We start from the raw sequence: 16,009 nt of genomic DNA, 5'->3' as shown, positions 1-16,009 counted from the left end.
TCACTTCACCAGCCGCAGCGCGGAGTTGGGGCACGCGGCGACGGCGGCAGCGGCGATCTCCTGGCCCTCGGCGGGTACTTCGGCGACCCGCACATGCGCGTAGCCCCACTCGTCGAGGTCGATCAGTTCGGGCGCGGGTTCCTGGCAGAGGCCGTAGCCCTGGCAACGGGTGGAGTCCAGCAGGAGTTTCATGGGGCGGTCCTTTCGGGCGAATGGGCTCACGGTTCGAGGAGTGGGCTCACGGTTCAGGGCACACGGACCGTGAAGCGGCGTCCGTCGTGCGGCACGGGGACCGCGCAGGCACGGCATGCGGCGGCGCGGTGGACGTCGACGCGGTCCGGGAAGTGGGTGAGCAGGGTGGCGACGATCCGGGCGGCGGCGTCGAGCAGTCCGCAGGCACCCCGGCCGGGCAACTGCCGTGACCAGCGCCGCAGTTGCTCCGTAGCGTCATCGCCCGCCTCACCGCGGGCGACGGCGACGAGGGTCCGGGCGAGCGCCCCGGTGCCGGACACGCACACCCCGCACTGCCGGGCGCTCTGCGCCGCGAGATAGGTCACGGCCTCGGTGGCCACGGCGACCGGGCAGTCCTCGGGGTGCAGGAAGTGCAGCGCGCCGCAGCCGAGGGCGCCGCCCGCGGCGCTCAGGCCGTCGTGGTCGAGCGGCAGGTCCCGCCAGCCCGCGCCGTGCAGACCGCCGAACAGCCCCCCCAGCAGGACCGCTTGGGCCCGGCCGTGTCCGCACAGGTCGGCGAGGACCTTGAGGTGGGTGCCGGCGGGCGCCTCCACGAGCGTGGCACCCGCCGCTCCGGAGAGCGTCACGAGATGCGTTCCGGCTATGTCGGCGGCCTCGTCCGGCCGCGCGTGGATCAGCGCGATCCGGGCCAGGGTCTCCACGTTGGCGACGAGGGTGGGCGCACCGCCGACCCCGCTCTCGAACGGGCGCGGCGGCTTCGCCGTGGGCAGCGCCGGTCCCCCGTCGATGCGCCGTACGACCGCGGTCTCCTCCCCCGCGACGTACGTGTGCTCGGTTCGTACGACTTCCACGTCCAGGTCGGAGGGGTGCTCGGCGAGCGCCTGGCGGACGGCCCGCTCGGCCGCCGCGTCGGAGAGATGGACGTAGCCGCGCGCGGCACCGGTGACGGCCGCGGCCAGCCGCAGTCCGTCCAGGACCATGTGCGGCCGGTGCCGCAGCAGCCAGCGGTCCTTGACCGACCCCGGCTCGCCCTCCTCACCGTTGGCGACGACGACGGGCCGCCCCGGCGCGTCCCGGACGGCGCGCAGCTTGACGGCGGCGGGGAATCCGGCGCCACCGCGTCCGCGCAGTCCGGCCTCGGCGATCAGTTCGAGCAGCCGGCCGGGCGCGGCCGGCGGGGCGTGGCCGCCGGCCGCGGGATACGACGCGGGGTCCCCGGGCGCGGCGAGGAGGCCGGGCCGCCCTTCGGGGAAGAGGGAGAAGACGCCGGTCATACGGTGCTCCAGTCCTCGGAACGGAGTGCGCCTCGCGAGCGGGACCTCAGGCGCGCCAACGCCCCTTCCAGGTCTCGCCGTTGGGCGGCGGTGCGGTCGTAGCCCCGGCCGGGGAGGCCGATGAGCATGCGGTGGTGGTCGAGGACGACCTCGCCGGCCACGAGCGCCGGTCGCGGGTCGGTGGGCGCGCAGGCCGTCGCGGCCTCGACGACCAGGTCGGTGACTTCGCCGAGGTAGCGCAGCCAGCCGCGCTGGGTGCCGCGCAGCACCAGCCGCTGGACGCGTCGCCGCTCGGCGGCGACGAGGGCCGTCGGCGGGTGGCGGTCCGGCCGGGCCCGCAGGGCGGCCACCACGGCGGGCAGTTCCTGTTCGGGCTCGGGCGTGAGACCGAGCCATACGAGACTTCGGCGAGCGCTCATGCGTGCCTCCGGGGCGGAGAGAGGCGGGGAGAGGCGGGGAGCTTGTTGCGGCGTCCGGATCCGGACGCCGGTGGCGCGGACCGCGCGTCCGCCTGCTGCGGGACGGCGCCCGGGCCGGGCGTCCATGAGCCCCGGCCATCCGACTGAGCACGAGACTAACTAACTAATTAGTCAGCTCACAAGTCTTGACTTGATCCCGCACCCGCTCCACTCTGACTAATCAATCAGTCAGCTGGACTCCGGCAGGCCGGGGCGCCACGCAAGCCATGCCCGTGGCCGTGCCTCATGCCGTACCTGCCATCGGTCTCCGGCCACAGCCTCACCGCCCATCGCCGCCGCCGCGGCGCGGAGGAGGACCACCCCATGCACCCGTCGACCACCCGGGCAGACGCCCCGTCACCGGCCCCGCCGGTGACGCCCCCCGAGCAGGCCGGGCAGGCGCCGCCCGGCCACCCCGGGGAAGCGCTCGCCGCCCGCTACTACACCGATCCGGCCATCGCCACGGCCGAGACCGAGCACATCTTCGCCAGGTCCTGGCAGCTGGTCTGCCACGAATCCGACCTGCCCGGTCCGGGCGCGCGCCTCACCGCCACCGCCGCCGGCCGGGAGGTCCTGGTCGTACGCACCGAGGACGGCGGTCTCGCCGCCCACCTCAACGTCTGCCGGCACCGCGGCACCCGCCTGGTCAACGGCCCCGAGCCGTCCGGCAAGGCGATCCGCTGCCCGTACCACGGCTGGACCTACAAGCTGGACGGACGGCTCGTCGGCGCCCCGGAGGCACGCCGCATCCCCTGCCTGGACAAGCCCCGGCTCGGACTGCACCCGGTCAACGTCGAGTCCTTCCTCGGCTTCGTCTTCGTCAACCTCGACCTCGAGGCGACCCCGCTCGCCGAGAGCTGCGCCGGGCTCGCCGAGGCCATCGGCCGCTATGCCGGGCCCGGCCTGGTGCCCGTGGGAAAGCACCGCATCCACGACCTGGCCGGCGGCGAGGAGCAGAACGCCAACTGGAAGGTGATCGTCGACAACTATCTCGAGGGCTACCACGTCCCCGTGGCGCACCCCTCGCTCATGCGGCTGCTCGACTACCAGGCGTACACGGTGGACGTGCGGGAGAACTACGTCCTCTTCGAGTCACCGCTGCGCGACAAGCCCTCCTCCAACTGGACCGAGCGGCTCTATCAGCGCCTCGCGACGCCGATGCCGGGTCTGGCCGAGGCGGACCGGCGGGTATGGCGCTACGCCGTGATCTATCCGAACACTCTCATCGACTTCTACCCTGACCACGTGCTCGCGTGGACCGCCCTGCCCACCGCCCAGGACCGGGCGGCGACTCCGGGCGCCTTCTACACCCGGCACGGGGAGAGCGTGCGCACCCGGCTGGCCCGCCGGCTGAACATCCACCTCGGCTGGGTCACCAACGACGAGGACGTCGAGCTCGTCAAGCGCGTGCAGGACGGCCTGACCACGCCCGGTTACGAGCCGGGCCCGCTCTCGCAGCGCGAGGTGGCCGTCGGCTGGTTCGCCCGCCGGGTCCGCGACGACCTGGAGGGGGCCACACCGTGACGACCTCCCGCGCACCGCACGCCGTACGCCTCCGGGCCGGCTTACCCCTCCCCCGCTGACGCACGCCTCGCACCCTTTCCAGACCGGTCTTTCCCACGGAGTCAGGGCCTCCGTCGAGCCGACCAGCCGGTCCAGCCCTGGAGCAGTGCCGTTCCTCGACGGAGAGGACGTTCGATGTCCCCCGAGGTACCCCCACCGACCCGACGCGCAGTACTGCGGGCAGGCGCCTGCGGTCTGCTGGGCGCCGCGGTCGGAGGCTGCGGGTTCATGCCCGCGAAAAGGCCCGACGCACAGGAACTCGCCCCCGTGAAGGCGCGCGTCGACGGCGATCTCGTCTACTTCAACTGGGCCGACTTCGTCGACCCGTCCGTGTTCAAGGGCTTCGAGAAGGAGTACGGCGTCAGGGTCGTCCAGTCGAACTTCGACTCGATGGAGGGCATGGTCGCCAAGCTCAACGCGGGCAACCGCTACGACATCGTCTTCCCCACCGCCAAATGGGCCCAGCGCCTGGTCCGCGGGGGCCGGCTGCGCCGTATCGACCACTCCGAACTGTCCAACTCCCCCGCCGTGTTCGGCAGGTACTCGTACTTCGCCGACCCCTGGTACGACCCCGGCTCCGCGCACACCGTCCCCTTCACCGCGTACAAGACCGGCATCGGCTGGCGCCGCGACCGGATCGGTGAACTGACCGGCTCCTGGAGGGACTTGTGGAGCGACAAGGTCAAGGGGAAGGTCTTCCTGCTCGACGACCGCGACGAGGTTCTCGGCATGGGCGCCCTCGCACTCGGCCTGGGCGTCAGCACCGGCGACCGGGGCGACCTGGACCGCATCACCTCCCTGCTGGGCAGCCTGCGCCCGCGGCTGCGCGGCTTCTCCAGCGACAGCTACAACAACCTCCTCAACGGCAACGCCCTGATGACGCAGGCGTGGAGCGGCGACATGGCCGCCATGCTCAACCAGGCCAAGGACCCCTCGGTGTTCGGCTTCGAGGCCCCCAAGGAGGGCACGCCGATCAACTCCGACTGCTACGCCATCCCGTGGAACGCCCCCCACCCCGGCACCGCGATGCTCTTCATCGACTACATGCTGCGGCCGGAGAACGTGAAGAAGAACATCGAGTACATCGGCTACCCGATGCCGGTGGCCGGCTCCGAGAAGGTCTACGCCGAGCTGGTCAAACCGTTCCCCGAGTGCCTCGTCACCGAGGACGACCTGAAGGCGGACCTGTTCTTCCGCAACGGCTCGCGCGCCGCGGAGGACGCCCGCGACACGGCCTGGACCCATGTGAAGGCGGGCTGAGCCATGGCACTGCTGCGACACACCTCACGCACCCGCCGCCGCGACACCGGCAACCGGATGTGGATCTGGTTCATGCTGCCGGGCACCCTGTGGATGACCGGCTTCCTGATCGCCTCGCTGGCGCTCGTCGCCGTCCTCGCGGTCGGCACCACCGACGAACTGGGCAACCCCCGCTTCGGTTTCGACCTGTCCGGCGTGCGCGCCCTCGCCGACCCCGCCTACACCGAGGTCCTCGCCCGCTCCCTCGGCTACGCCCTGCTGACCTGCGCGATCTGCCTGCTGATCGCCTACCCGGTGGCGTACACGATCGCCCTGTACGGCGGCCGCTACAAGCACGCGCTGATCGCCGCGATCGTCGTGCCGTTCTTCGCCAACTACCTGGTGCGGATGTACGGCTGGTCGGTGGTCCTCTCGGACGACGGACCGGTGCTGCGCAGCCTGCGCGCCATCGGACTGGCCGGCTCCGGCACGAAGATCCTCAACACCGGTGTCGGCGTGGTCGCGGGTCTCGTCTACGGATTCGTCGTCTTCATGATCATCCCGCTGTACGCGGCCCTGGAACGTCTCGACGTCTCCCTCATCGAGGCCGGCCGCGACCTGTACGGCGGCCCGGTCCGCACCTTCTTCTTCGTCACCCTGCCCGCCACCCGGCAGGGCGCGGCGGCCGGGCTCGTCCTCGTCTTCCTGCCCGCCATGGGCGACTTCGTCAGCGCACAACTGATGGGCGGCCCGGACCAGATCATGATCGGCAACCTCATCCAGGACAAGTTCTTCCAGGGCCAGAACTGGCCGCTGGGTTCCGCGCTCACCATGCTGCTGATGCTGGTGCTGCTGATCGGGATGTTCGGCTATCTGCGGCGCACCCGCAAGGACGAGGCGGAGGCCCGCCGATGACCATGGTCAAGCTGCCCGCCGCCACCGCACCGGCCCGCCCGGCCGCCAAGTCCCGCGCCCGACGCGGACGCGCCGACCGCAGACCGCGCATCCTCATCGCCGTCACGGCGCTCTTCTTCGCCCTGCTCTACCTGCCCATCGGCGTCGTGGCGCTGTTCTCCTTCAACTCCAAGAAGTCCCTGACCGTCTTCGGCGGATTCAGCCTGCGCTGGTACCGCGCCTTCGTCCACGACGACGTCCTCATCGCGTCGTTGACCACCAGCCTGCGCATCTCCCTGGTGGCGATGGCCGGTTCGGTCGTCCTGGGAGTGGCACTCGCGCTCGGCCTGGTCCGCTGCCGCACCCGGCTCGGCTCACTGGCCGGCCTGGTCATGCTGGTGCCGCTGATCACGCCGGAGATCGTCACCGGCGTCGCCTCGATGCTGCTGTTCAAGGGCCTGGGCATCGCCCTGTCCACCGGCACGGTGATGCTCGCCGAGATCACCTTCTCGATCTCCTACGTCACCGTCATCCTCCGCTCCCGGGTCGCCGCCCTGAACCCCGAGGTGGAGGAGGCCGCGATGGACCTCGGCGCCACCCGCTGGCAGGCGGTCCGGCTGGTGACCCTGCCGGCCCTGCTGCCCGCGGTGCTCGCCTCCGCCGTACTGATCTTCGCGCTGGTCTTCGACGACTTCGTGCTCGCCTACTTCACCACCGGCGTCGACCCGCAGCCGCTGTCGGTGCGGATCTACTCGGCGATCCGCTTCGGGGTGCAGCCCACCATCAACGCGGTCGGCACGCTGATGCTCGCCGGCTCCATCGCGCTGATCGCCCTGGCCCTGTTCATCCCGCGCCTCTTCGGCCGCCGCGGCGGCCTCGACATCCTCTCCGGGGAGTGACCCTCATGGACGCGACGACCCCCGCCGTCCGGCTCGACGGCGTCTCCAAGCAGTTCGGTGACTCCTACGCCGTCCACCACCTCGACCTCGACATCGAGGCCGGCCACTTCTTCTCCCTGCTGGGCCCCTCCGGCTGCGGCAAGACCACCTCGCTGCGCATGATCGGCGGGTTCAGCGACCCCACCGAGGGCTCGGTGCTGCTGGCCGGCGAGGACGTGACGCACCTTCCGCCGAACCGGCGCAACGTCAACACCGTCTTCCAGAGCTACGCCCTCTTCGACCACCTCAGCGTCACCGACAACGTCGGCTTCGGACTGAAGCGCAAGGGCGTCGCCAAGCCGGAGATACGCCAACGCGTCGGCGAGATGCTGGAGTTGGTGCAGCTCGAGGGCCTCGCCGAGCGCAGGCCCCGCACCCTCTCCGGCGGCCAGCGCCAGCGCGTCGCCCTCGCCCGCGCGCTCGTCAACCGGCCCGCCGTACTGCTCCTCGACGAGCCGCTGGCGGCCCTCGACCTGAAGCTGCGCCGCCAGATGCAGGTGGAGCTCAAGCAGATCCAGCGCGAGGTCGGCATCACCTTCGTCTTCGTCACCCACGACCAGGACGAGGCGCTGACCATGTCCGACCGGATCGCCGTGATGAACGACGGCCGCATCGAGCAGTGCGGCACCCCCGAGGACATCTACGAGCACCCCGCCAGCCGCTTTGTCGCCTCCTTCATGGGTACCTCCAACCTGATGACCGGCACGTACCGGGACGGCCAGGTCGCCCTGGAGCAGGGCCCCGCCCTGCCCGTCGGCCCCCGGTCCGAGATCAGCGACGGCGCCGCGGTCAGCGTGTCCGTACGCCCGGAGAAGATCTGGCTGTCCGACTTCGAACCGGGCATGTCGAAGCTGAGCGGACAACTCCGCGAAACCGTCTACAGCGGCCCGACCACGACCTATCTGATCGAACTCGCCCCCGGCGTCACGCTGTCGGTGCTGGAGCAGAACACCGACCGCGCCCGTATGGAGGACCGCTGGAGCGGCGGCGAGACGGTGGAGTTCGGCTGGCGTCCCGAGCACTGCCTGGTCCTGGCCTGAGCCACCCCCTGATCGAAAGCGATACCCATGCATCACGACGTGATCGTGCTCGGCGCCGGTCTCGCCGGGCTCTCCGCCGCCCGCGACCTGGCGGCCGCCGGCGCCGACGTGCTCGTCCTGGAGGCCCGGGACCGCGTCGGCGGCCGGGTCGAGCAGACCCGTACCCCGGACGGCCGTACCGTCCAACTCGGCGGCGAAGTGGTCGGCCAGGGGCACACCGCCTACCTCCAACTCGCCAAGGAACTCGGCCTGGACCTGGTGCCCAGCTATGTCGCCGAGCCCGGCCGCATGACCCGGGCCACGCCGGAGGGGCTCTCGGCGGGCGATCCGCCGCACTGGTTCGGTCCCGGCGACACGGCCCAACACGCAGTGCTCAGTGCGGAGTTCGGCGCGCTAACCGCCACGGTCGACCCCGACGACCCCTGGTCGCATCCGGACGCGGCCGCCCTGGACCGCCTCTCCGTCGCCGGCTGGCTCCGCTCCCGGCGGGCCTCCCCCGCGGTGGTGCGCCTGTGGGACATCGGCCAACTCGCCCTGGCCGGCGGCTCCTACGAGCGGATCTCCCTGCTGGCGGCCCTGCGCAAGAGCGCCGCGGTGCCCGGTTCGGGCACGGGCGACTACGACTACGACGACTGGGAGGGACTGCGCCTGGCCGAGGGGTCGGCGACACTCGCCGAGGTCATGGGGCGCGAACTGGGCCCGCGCGTCCGGCTCGGCGCGCCCGTCGCCGCGATCGGCATCCGCCCCGGCCGGTGCACCGTGCGCCTGGCCACCGGGGAGATCCGCACCGCGGGGGCCGTGGTGAGCGCCCTGCCGGTGGGACCGCTGCGGTCGGTCGCCGTCACCGGTGTGAGCGACGCCCGCATCGCCTCACTGCACCGTCAACGCCAGGCCGTCGCGGCGAAGTTCGCGGCCGTCTACCGCGATCCGTTCTGGCGCGCCGACGATCTGAACGGCCTCTCGGAGTCCGAGGGCGTCCTGGGCAGCACCTGGCCGCAGGGCGAGGGCATCCTGTCGGCGCTCGTCCCTCCCGAGCGCTACGGCGTCCTGCTGGGCACCCCGTCCCAGCTGCGCATCCCCGAACTCCTGGCCGAGGTGACGGCCATGTTCGGCGACGAGGCGCTCCGCCCGACCGCCTGCCATCTGCGGCTGTGGGGCAGCGACCCGTGGACCCAGGGCTACGTCACCCAGTGGCCGCCGGGCGAGGTGATGGCGGTCGGCCCCCTGCACGGCACCCATGAACCGCCGTTCTACGTCTGCGGTTCCGACCAGTGGGTCGCCGGATACATGGAGGGCGCCGTCCGCACCGGCCGCGCCGCCGCCGAGGAGGCACTGCGCCGTGGCTGACAGCCTCAACCACATCAACGGCGAAGAGGTGCCGGCCGCCTCCCGCCTCACCCGGTCGCTCATCGACCCCGCCGCCGGCCGCCCGCACGGGACGGCCCCGCTCTCCGGCCCCGAGGACGTGGACGCGGCCTGCCGCGCCGCCCAGGCGGCCTTTCCCGGCTGGGCGGCCACGCCTCCCGGACACCGGCAGTCGGCGTTGCTGCGCACGGCGGACGCCGTGGAGCGTGCGGCGGAGGCCCTGGCGGATGCCGAGGTGACGGACACGGGGAAGCCACGCGCGCTGTTCCTCACGGACGAACTCCCCGCGATCGTGGACGTGTTGCGGTATTTCGCGGGAGCTGCCCGCAACCTGCCGGGCGCGGCGGCGGCCGAGTACACACCGGGCCGTACGTCGATCCTGCGCCGTGAGCCGGTCGGCGTCTGCGCGCAGATCACGCCGTGGAACTACCCGCTGATGATGGCCGTGTGGAAGGTCGCGCCCGCGCTGGCCGCGGGCAACACGGTCGTCCTCAAACCGTCCGACTCCACACCGTCGTCGGCCGTGCTCCTCGCCCGGCTGGCCGCCGAGCACCTGCCGCCCGGTGTGCTGAACGTCGTGTGCGGCGACCGCGATACGGGCCGCTCGCTCGTCGCCCACCCTCTGGTCCGGCTGGTGGCCGTCACGGGAAGCGTCCGCGCGGGGCAGGAGATCGCCGCCGCCGCGGCGGCGGACCTGAAGCGGCTCCACCTCGAACTGGGCGGCAACGCACCGGTGCTGATCCACGAGGACGCCGATCTCGACGACGCCGTGGAGCAGTTGTCGTCCCTCGCCTTCTACAACGCGGGCCAGGACTGCACGGCCGCCACCCGGATCCTGGTCCACCACCGGATCCACGACACGTTCCTGTCCGCCTTCGCCGAGCGCGCCGCCGGGCGCCGGCCCGGAGTGCCGGACGACGGCTACGCAGACTTCGGTCCACTGGCCAGCGCGTCCCAACTGGCCACCGTACGCGGGATGCTGGAGCGGCTGCCGGTGCATGCGGAGGTCGTCGCGGGTGGTGCGGCGCTCCCCCGGCCCGGTTACTTCCACCAGGCCACGGTGGTCGCGGGGGTGCGGCAGCAGGACGAGATCGTGCAGGGTGAGGTGTTCGGGCCGGTCGTCACCGTCCAGCCCTTCGCCGACGAGTCCGAGGCGTTCCGTCTGGCCAACGGCGTCCCGCAGGGGCTCGCCGCGAGCGTGTGGACGCGTGACCACGACCGTGCGATGCGGGCGAGCCGTGCGCTGGACACCGGCATCGTCTGGGTCAACACCCATGGCACGACGGTGTCGGAGATGCCGCACGGCGGCGTGCGCCACTCCGGCCACGGCAGCGACCTGTCCCTGACCGGCCTGCTCGACTACACCCAGGTCAAGCACGTCATGCTGTAGCGGCCGCCACGGGGGTCAGAGCTTCGCGCCGAAGTCCTGTGTCCACCAGGGGCCGCCCGAGCCCTTGTGGACCCCCACGCCGATGTCCTTGAACGAGCAGTTGAGGATGTTGGCCCGGTGACCGGGGCTGTTCATCCAGGACTCCATCACCGCGGCCGCGGTCTGCTGGCCCTGGGCGATGTTCTCGCCGTACGTGGACCACTTGTACCCCGCGGCGGTGATGCGCTGCCCGGGGTCGGCGCCGTCCGGGTTGGTGTGGTCGAAGAAGCCTCGGGCGGCCATGTCGTCGGAGTGGCCCTGCGCGGCCTTCTCCAGTTGCGGGTCCTCGGTGAGCGCACCGCAACCGGCCTTCGCCCGTTCCTGGTTCACCAGCGCGACGACCTGGGCGACGGTGCCCGACGGCGTGGACGTCACCTGCGGCGCGGCGAGCGGACTCCTGGTGGGGGTGGCGGACGGCCGAGGCGCCGGCACGGTCTTCTTCGCCGGGTGCGTGGTCCTGGTGACCTTCTTGGTCGTCCTGGACGCGGAGGGCGACGGGGATATGGAGTCTGTCGGCGAGGTCCCGGCGGTGCTCGATTCCGACAGGTCCGCGACGGGAGCGTCCGCGGCCCGTTCGGCGGTCGTCCCCCCGGTGGCTCCGGTTCCGTTGTCCGTGCCGGAGTACCAGAGGCCGCCGCCCGCCACACAGGCCACGACGACCGCCCCGCCGACGGCCCGGCGCCGGTTGCGACGGCGGCGGCGCGCCTCGCTCCGCGAAACGGTCCCGCCGCGCCCGGCAACGTGTCCGCCGTGACCCGGCGAGGCGGCGGCGCGGGTCGCCGGACCGCCGACGGCCATTCCGGCCTCGGCCATCCCGACGCACGCGGCGCGCACGCTCTCCCGCAGAGACGGTGTCACGGCGACGAGCGCCAGCCCGGCCAGCAGTCCTTCCGCGGGCATCAGTCCGCTCCACAGCCCGGAGCAGCGCACGCAGCCGCGGGCGTGCCGGGCTATTCGCTTGCGCCACAGCGCCGAGGCCCGGCCGTCCCAGGTGGCGAGCATGCCGCGCAGTTCCTCGCACGGCGGCTGCGCGTCGAGTGCACGCACGACCACACGGGCCGCCTCGAGCTGCGCCTTCATCCGCTGCACCCGTACGGCGGTGTGCTGCGGCGACAGTTCCAGGGCCGCGGCGACCTCGGGGCGGGTCAGCTCGCCGGCGCACTCCAGCCACCACAGCGAGAGCAGTCCCCGGTCGTCCGGCTCCAGCCAGCGCGTGGCGCGCGCGGTCTCCTGGCGCTGGCCCGAGAGCTGGAGCCGCACCATGGTCAGGTCCACGAAGTCGGCGCCCGGATCGGCGAGCTCCGCGGCCTCCTCCACCCCGCCCGTCGCGAGCCGGCGGTCCTGCCAGTGCTTGCGGACCTCGTTCATGGCGATCGCCACGAGCCAGGAGCGGAAGCTCTCGGGGGTGCGCAGCCCGCCGAGAGCCTCCAGTGCCCGCAGCATGGTCTCCTGGACCACGTCGTCAACGTCGGCCGAGCCGTTCAGCGCCCGGCCCACGATGTTGTAGACGAGCGGGAGATACGCACTGACCAGGGCGTCCTGAGCCTCCGGATCGCCCCCTCGGGCGGCGGCCACCAGGGCGGCCGGCTCCACCGTGCGCTGTGTACTCATGAAAGCTTCCCGTCCTCGACGTCGAACGATCCTGCCCGATACCTGGGAGACCGTTCGGTGGGTCCCGGATAACAGTTCTTCGGACAGGTGCGCCAAGAGACATGGGTGGGACGTGTGTTGTCCCAGTTCAGAGTGTGAAACGACGGCATGGAGGTGTGGCGAGCGTCACAGCCGCGCGCCTACGTCACCCGGGTGGCGGACCGACCGCGGTCAGGCGGTGTCCCCGGGGTGGGAGCACAGGCCGCCGCGGAAGTTGCTGTCGTACCAGGCGCCCGTGGCGTCGTAGTCCAGGATGGTGCGGCCCGGGCCGACGCAGCGGTGGTAGTCGCCCCGGGCCCACCGCGTCACCTGGATCCAGACGTTGGTGTCCGTCGCGCAGTGCTCGTAGGACGCGCGCCCGTCGTTGCCGCCGGCCTCGTTCCAGCCGCAGTTCTGCAGCTTCGCGGACTGCGAGGCGGCAGGCGCGGAGCCCGCGCTCGCGGGCTCCGCCATCGCTCCGGCCAGCGCACCGGCCGCCGCGACAGCGACGAGCACACCGGCCAGCCGGCCACGGCGGGAACGGCGCTGCCGGGCCACGACGGAGTCTTCGTTTGCAGGCATGTCGGCTTCCCTTCGACGTGGAAGCCCAGGTCAGGCCTCCCGTGCCCACCAAAGTGCCAACACGCGATATGTCCCGTCCACACCATTCGACGGCAATCGAATGGACAGGCACGGACAGGCGTCAGCACCCGCCTCGCCGTGAGCGCGGCCGGCTACTCGGGCCAGTCCGAGTCCTTGATGACCTCCACGAAGTCGCCGCGTACGAAGCCGGGCGCGAAGTGGGCCAGGACGTCCGCCTTGACGTTGCCGAACGTCGTGCCGGGCCGGTCCTTGATGCCCTCGGTGAAGGCGGCGAGGATCCGGTTCTTGAAGTCGGGGCGGGGGTGGGCCGCGACGACGGCCGCGCGCTGCTCGTCGGAGACGGCGCGGTAGCCGATACCCAGCACGTCCAGCTCCACCCCGCGCGTCACCAGGGCCACCTCGGGCGCCATGTGCAGAGGGATCTCCGGCGTGGTGTGCAGGGCGATCGCCGTCCAGACGCGCTCGGCCTGCTCGCCGGTGACGCCATGGCTCTCCAGGAAGCGGCGGGCCTCGTCGGCGCCGTCGATCTCGAAACGCTGGTCGGTACGCCGGAAACGCCCGGTCAGCCCCAGGTCGTGGAACATCGCGCCGACGTAGAGGAGTTCGGGGTCGAAGCGCAGCCCCTGCTCCCTGCCGCGCAGCGAGCCGAACAGGAAGACCCGCCGGGAGTGGTCGAACAGCAGTGGTTCGGCGACTTCCCTTACGAGCTCGGTCGCCTCCCGGGCCAGTGCGCTGTCCGGGATCGGTATGCCCGCGATCGATTCGCTCATGATGTCCGCCTTCCACTGCCTGCCGGATCGGTTACCTCCTTCAGATTCGCCGGGTGTCCTATGCTGACGCCATGTCCTTCCTGCCGTGCGACCCACAGATTCAGACATGACGCACCGGGTCGCCTTTCTGGCATTCGACGGGGTGACGCTGCTCGACGTCAGCGGCCCCCTGGAGGTGCTGCACCAGGCGGGGCGCCTGGGACACTCCTACACGCCCGTCCTGGTCTCTCCCCGGGGCGGCGACGTCACGGCCTCCTCGGGCCCGGCGCTGGCGCGGACCGTCGCGGCGGCCGACGCCGGGCCTATCGACACGCTCGTGGTCGCCGGGGCCGACGTGCTCGCCGAGCAGCCGCCGGACGGGGACCTGCTGGCGGCGGCAGCGCTGCTCGCCGGGCGGGCGCAGCGGGTGGCGTCGGTGTGCAGCGGCGCGTTCGTCCTGGCCGAGCTGGGCCTGCTCGACGGTCGGCGGGCGACCACGCACTGGCGGCACGCCGAGACGCTCGCCCGGCGCTACCCGCGGGTCGAGGTCGAGCCCGACGCCCTGCACATCCAGGACGGCCGGTACCTCACCTCCGCGGGCATCAGCGCCGGCATCGACCTGGCCCTCGCACTGGTCGAGGACGACCACGGAGCGGACGCGGCCCGGGAGGCCGCCCGCGAGCTGGTCGTCTTCATGCAACGCCCGGGCGGGCAGTCCCAGTTCTCCACGGCCCTGGAAACCCCGCCCGCCCGCAGCGATGTGCTGGGCCGGCTGATCGCATCCGTACTCGCCGATCCGGCCGCCGACCACAGCCTGCCCGCCATGGCCTCGTCCGCCGCCGTCAGCACCCGGCATCTGGCGCGGCTGTTCCAGACCGAGTTGAACACCACGCCCGCGCGCTGGGTCGAGCGCGTCCGACTCGACCGCGCGCGGCAACTCCTGCTCGACGGGCACAGCGTGACGGCGGCGGCCCGGCGCAGCGGGCTCGGCAGCGACGAGACGCTGCGCCGCACCTTCGCCCGCCACCTGGGCACCACCCCGACCGAATACCGCAGACGCTTCGCGACGACGCGCCCGCAGGACTCGCAGAACTCGCGGGACTAGAGACGCCCGGACCTCGGCGACTCAACACCCGTCCGATGCAGGGTAGTTACACCACCCCGAGGTCGAGCATCGTGTCGGCGACCTTGACGAAGCCCGCGATGTTCGCGCCGGCGACGTAGTTGCCCGGGACCCCGTACTCCTCGGCAGTCGCCCGGCAGGTGGTGTGGATGCCGGCCATGATGGCGGCCAGCCTGCGGTCGGTGTCCTCGAAGGTCCACGCGTCGCGGGCGGCGTTCTGCCGCATCTCCAGGGCCGAGGTGGCCACACCTCCGGCGTTGACGGCCTTGCCGGGCCCGAAGGCGACGCCCGCGTCCCGCAACTGCCGTACGGCCTCGGGGGTTGCGGGCATGTTGGCACCCTCGGCGACCGCGATCACGCCGTGGGCGAGCAGGGTGCGCGCGGCGCCGTCGTCGAGTTCGTTCTGCGTGGCGCAGGGCAGCGCGACGGAGCACGGCACGTCCCAGACGGAACCGCCCTCGACGTACCGGGCCCGGGTCATGGTCTGCGCGTACTCCTTGATCCGGCCGCGGCGAACCTCCTTGATCTCCTTGACCAGTTGGACGTCGATGCCCGCCTCGTCGACCACGTAGCCACCGGAGTCGGACATCGCGACGACCCTCGCGCCGAGTTCCTGCGCCTTCCGCGCGGCGTAGATCGCGACGTTCCCGGAGCCGGAGACGACGACGCGCCGGCCGTCGAGGTCCTGGCCACGGGCGGCGAGCATCTCGCGGACGAAGTAGACGGTGCCGTATCCGGTGGCCTCGGTGCGGACGTGGGAGCCGCCCCAGTTCAGGCCCTTGCCGGTGAGCACGCCGGACTCGTAGCGGTTGGTGATGCGCTTGTACTGGCCGAAGAGATAGCCGATCTCGCGGGTGCCGACGCCGATGTCGCCGGCCGGCACGTCGGTGTGCTCGCCGAGGTGCCGGTGCAGTTCGGTCATGAACGACTGGCAGAACCGCATGATCTCGCCGTCCGAGCGGCCCTTGGGATCGAAGTCCGCGCCGCCCTTGCCGCCGCCGATGGGAAGGCCGGTCAGTGCGTTCTTGAAGATCTGCTCGAAGCCGAGGAACTTCACGATGCCGAGGTTGACGGAGGGGTGGAAGCGCAGGCCGCCTTTGTACGGCCCCAGTGCGGAGCTGAACTCCACGCGGAAGCCCCGGTTGACCTGCACCCGGCCGCCGTCGTCGACCCACGGAACGCGGAAGACGATCTGCCGCTCCGGCTCACACAGCCGCTCGAGCACGCGGTGCTGGGCGTACTCGGAGTGGCGGACCAGGACCGGTTCCAGGGACTCCAGCACCTCGCGGGCGGCCTGATGGAACTCGGCCTGCGCGGGATCCCGGGCCTGGACGGCCGCGAAGACCTGGGCGGTCAGGCGCAGGTCCGCGGGCGCTGTGTGCTGGACGGTCATGGACGTACCTCCTTGTACGGCGTGGCACGTTCATGTACGGAAGATCGCAGGGCCGCTACTCAGCGGACGCTCCGGGCGCCGCCGTTGGAACACTGCCGTCGGCACCGGTCCGCTCCACGG

At 71.9% G+C, this 16,009-nt stretch carries 15 protein-coding genes; 8 read left to right on the top strand and 7 right to left on the bottom strand.

Annotated features, from left to right (window positions below; translation table 11 throughout):
* From ACIBN2_RS03465 to ACIBN2_RS03455, 3 genes are read right to left on the bottom strand one after another with little or no spacing between them, the layout of a single operon-like run.
* Entirely contained in the window at positions 1-192 is a 192-nt protein-coding gene (locus ACIBN2_RS03465; RefSeq protein WP_399132424.1) for a ferredoxin, read from the bottom strand.
* 53 nt (positions 193-245) lie between these two features.
* Complete coding sequence (locus tag ACIBN2_RS03460; RefSeq protein WP_399132423.1) at positions 246-1,466, bottom strand: NADH-ubiquinone oxidoreductase-F iron-sulfur binding region domain-containing protein; 1,221 nt, start codon at positions 1,464-1,466, stop codon at positions 246-248.
* Positions 1,463-1,885 carry a hypothetical protein gene (locus tag ACIBN2_RS03455; RefSeq protein WP_399132422.1) on the bottom strand — a complete coding sequence of 141 codons (423 nt, stop codon included), beginning with the start codon at positions 1,883-1,885 and terminating at the stop codon, positions 1,463-1,465. The genes ACIBN2_RS03460 and ACIBN2_RS03455 overlap by 4 nt, the downstream gene beginning before the upstream one ends.
* Before the next feature lie 285 nt (positions 1,886-2,170).
* Between ACIBN2_RS03455 and ACIBN2_RS03450 the strand changes: the two genes are divergently transcribed.
* The 7 genes from ACIBN2_RS03450 to ACIBN2_RS03420 all read left to right on the top strand — a co-directional run bounded on the left by ACIBN2_RS03450 (position 2,171) and on the right by ACIBN2_RS03420 (position 10,353).
* Positions 2,171-3,448, top strand: coding sequence for an SRPBCC family protein (locus ACIBN2_RS03450; protein WP_399132421.1), 1,278 nt, complete (start codon positions 2,171-2,173; stop codon positions 3,446-3,448).
* Positions 3,449-3,715: 267 nt separating this feature from the next.
* Positions 3,716-4,747 carry a spermidine/putrescine ABC transporter substrate-binding protein gene (locus ACIBN2_RS03445; protein ID WP_399132420.1) on the top strand — a complete coding sequence of 344 codons (1,032 nt, stop codon included), beginning with the start codon at positions 3,716-3,718 and terminating at the stop codon, positions 4,745-4,747.
* 3 nt (positions 4,748-4,750) lie between these two features.
* Positions 4,751-5,641: an ABC transporter permease gene (locus ACIBN2_RS03440; protein ID WP_399132419.1), complete on the top strand. Its 891-nt coding sequence runs from the start codon at positions 4,751-4,753 to the stop codon at positions 5,639-5,641.
* Positions 5,638-6,519 (top strand): ABC transporter permease, encoded by an 882-nt coding sequence (locus ACIBN2_RS03435; RefSeq protein WP_399132418.1) that lies wholly within the window; start codon positions 5,638-5,640, stop codon positions 6,517-6,519. Before ACIBN2_RS03440 ends, ACIBN2_RS03435 begins: the two co-directional genes overlap by 4 nt.
* Before the next feature lie 5 nt (positions 6,520-6,524).
* The gene (locus ACIBN2_RS03430) at positions 6,525-7,598 is read left to right on the top strand and encodes an ABC transporter ATP-binding protein (RefSeq protein ID WP_399132417.1); all 1,074 of its coding nucleotides are present in this window, start codon (positions 6,525-6,527) and stop codon (positions 7,596-7,598) included.
* Between the two features lie 27 nt (positions 7,599-7,625).
* Positions 7,626-8,945 carry a flavin monoamine oxidase family protein gene (locus ACIBN2_RS03425; RefSeq protein WP_399132416.1) on the top strand — a complete coding sequence of 440 codons (1,320 nt, stop codon included), beginning with the start codon at positions 7,626-7,628 and terminating at the stop codon, positions 8,943-8,945.
* Positions 8,938-10,353 (top strand): aminobutyraldehyde dehydrogenase, encoded by a 1,416-nt coding sequence (locus ACIBN2_RS03420; protein WP_399132415.1) that lies wholly within the window; start codon positions 8,938-8,940, stop codon positions 10,351-10,353. Before ACIBN2_RS03425 ends, ACIBN2_RS03420 begins: the two co-directional genes overlap by 8 nt.
* Positions 10,354-10,368: 15 nt before the next feature.
* On the opposite strand, the gene ACIBN2_RS03415 is transcribed toward ACIBN2_RS03420, so the two are convergent.
* The 3 genes from ACIBN2_RS03415 to ACIBN2_RS03405 all read right to left on the bottom strand — a co-directional run bounded on the left by ACIBN2_RS03415 (position 10,369) and on the right by ACIBN2_RS03405 (position 13,394).
* Positions 10,369-12,003 carry a sigma-70 family RNA polymerase sigma factor gene (locus ACIBN2_RS03415; RefSeq protein WP_399132414.1) on the bottom strand — a complete coding sequence of 545 codons (1,635 nt, stop codon included), beginning with the start codon at positions 12,001-12,003 and terminating at the stop codon, positions 10,369-10,371.
* A 210-nt stretch (positions 12,004-12,213) separates the two neighbouring features.
* Positions 12,214-12,603 carry a DUF6355 family natural product biosynthesis protein gene (locus tag ACIBN2_RS03410; protein WP_399132413.1) on the bottom strand — a complete coding sequence of 130 codons (390 nt, stop codon included), beginning with the start codon at positions 12,601-12,603 and terminating at the stop codon, positions 12,214-12,216.
* Between the two features lie 152 nt (positions 12,604-12,755).
* Positions 12,756-13,394, bottom strand: coding sequence for an HD domain-containing protein (locus tag ACIBN2_RS03405; RefSeq protein WP_399132412.1), 639 nt, complete (start codon positions 13,392-13,394; stop codon positions 12,756-12,758).
* Positions 13,395-13,500: 106 nt separating this feature from the next.
* Between ACIBN2_RS03405 and ACIBN2_RS03400 the strand changes: the two genes are divergently transcribed.
* Entirely contained in the window at positions 13,501-14,478 is a 978-nt protein-coding gene (locus ACIBN2_RS03400) for a GlxA family transcriptional regulator (protein ID WP_399132411.1), read from the top strand.
* Positions 14,479-14,524: 46 nt separating this feature from the next.
* Here the strand turns inward: ACIBN2_RS03400 and gdhA are convergent, their stop codons facing one another.
* Positions 14,525-15,889: an NADP-specific glutamate dehydrogenase gene (gene gdhA, locus ACIBN2_RS03395; protein WP_399132410.1), complete on the bottom strand. Its 1,365-nt coding sequence runs from the start codon at positions 15,887-15,889 to the stop codon at positions 14,525-14,527.
* Positions 15,890-16,009 lie beyond the last annotated feature (120 nt).

Origin of the sequence: Streptomyces sp. NPDC050534, from assembly GCF_044457745.1 — a bacterium.
In the GTDB taxonomy this organism is placed as follows: Bacteria; Actinomycetota; Actinomycetes; order Streptomycetales; family Streptomycetaceae; genus Streptomyces.
This window is presented reverse-complemented; position numbering and strand designations above follow the sequence as displayed.

What these genes read in the sequence shown, in the direction of transcription:
- ACIBN2_RS03465 (WP_399132424.1), bottom strand. Translation starts at nt 192, where the DNA reads ATGAAACTCCTGCTGGACTCCACCCGTTGCCAGGGCTACGGCCTCTGC.
- ACIBN2_RS03460 (WP_399132423.1), bottom strand. Translation starts at nt 1,466, where the DNA reads ATGACCGGCGTCTTCTCCCTCTTCCCCGAAGGGCGGCCCGGCCTCCTC.
- ACIBN2_RS03455 (WP_399132422.1), bottom strand. Translation starts at nt 1,885, where the DNA reads ATGAGCGCTCGCCGAAGTCTCGTATGGCTCGGTCTCACGCCCGAGCCC.
- ACIBN2_RS03450 (WP_399132421.1), top strand. Translation starts at nt 2,171, where the DNA reads ATGCCGTACCTGCCATCGGTCTCCGGCCACAGCCTCACCGCCCATCGC.
- ACIBN2_RS03445 (WP_399132420.1), top strand. Translation starts at nt 3,716, where the DNA reads ATGCCCGCGAAAAGGCCCGACGCACAGGAACTCGCCCCCGTGAAGGCG.
- ACIBN2_RS03440 (WP_399132419.1), top strand. Translation starts at nt 4,751, where the DNA reads ATGGCACTGCTGCGACACACCTCACGCACCCGCCGCCGCGACACCGGC.
- ACIBN2_RS03435 (WP_399132418.1), top strand. Translation starts at nt 5,638, where the DNA reads ATGACCATGGTCAAGCTGCCCGCCGCCACCGCACCGGCCCGCCCGGCC.
- ACIBN2_RS03430 (WP_399132417.1), top strand. Translation starts at nt 6,525, where the DNA reads ATGGACGCGACGACCCCCGCCGTCCGGCTCGACGGCGTCTCCAAGCAG.
- ACIBN2_RS03425 (WP_399132416.1), top strand. Translation starts at nt 7,626, where the DNA reads ATGCATCACGACGTGATCGTGCTCGGCGCCGGTCTCGCCGGGCTCTCC.
- ACIBN2_RS03415 (WP_399132414.1), bottom strand. Translation starts at nt 12,003, where the DNA reads ATGAGTACACAGCGCACGGTGGAGCCGGCCGCCCTGGTGGCCGCCGCC.
- ACIBN2_RS03410 (WP_399132413.1), bottom strand. Translation starts at nt 12,603, where the DNA reads ATGCCTGCAAACGAAGACTCCGTCGTGGCCCGGCAGCGCCGTTCCCGC.
- ACIBN2_RS03405 (WP_399132412.1), bottom strand. Translation starts at nt 13,394, where the DNA reads ATGAGCGAATCGATCGCGGGCATACCGATCCCGGACAGCGCACTGGCC.
- ACIBN2_RS03400 (WP_399132411.1), top strand. Translation starts at nt 13,501, where the DNA reads ATGACGCACCGGGTCGCCTTTCTGGCATTCGACGGGGTGACGCTGCTC.
- gdhA (WP_399132410.1), bottom strand. Translation starts at nt 15,889, where the DNA reads ATGACCGTCCAGCACACAGCGCCCGCGGACCTGCGCCTGACCGCCCAG.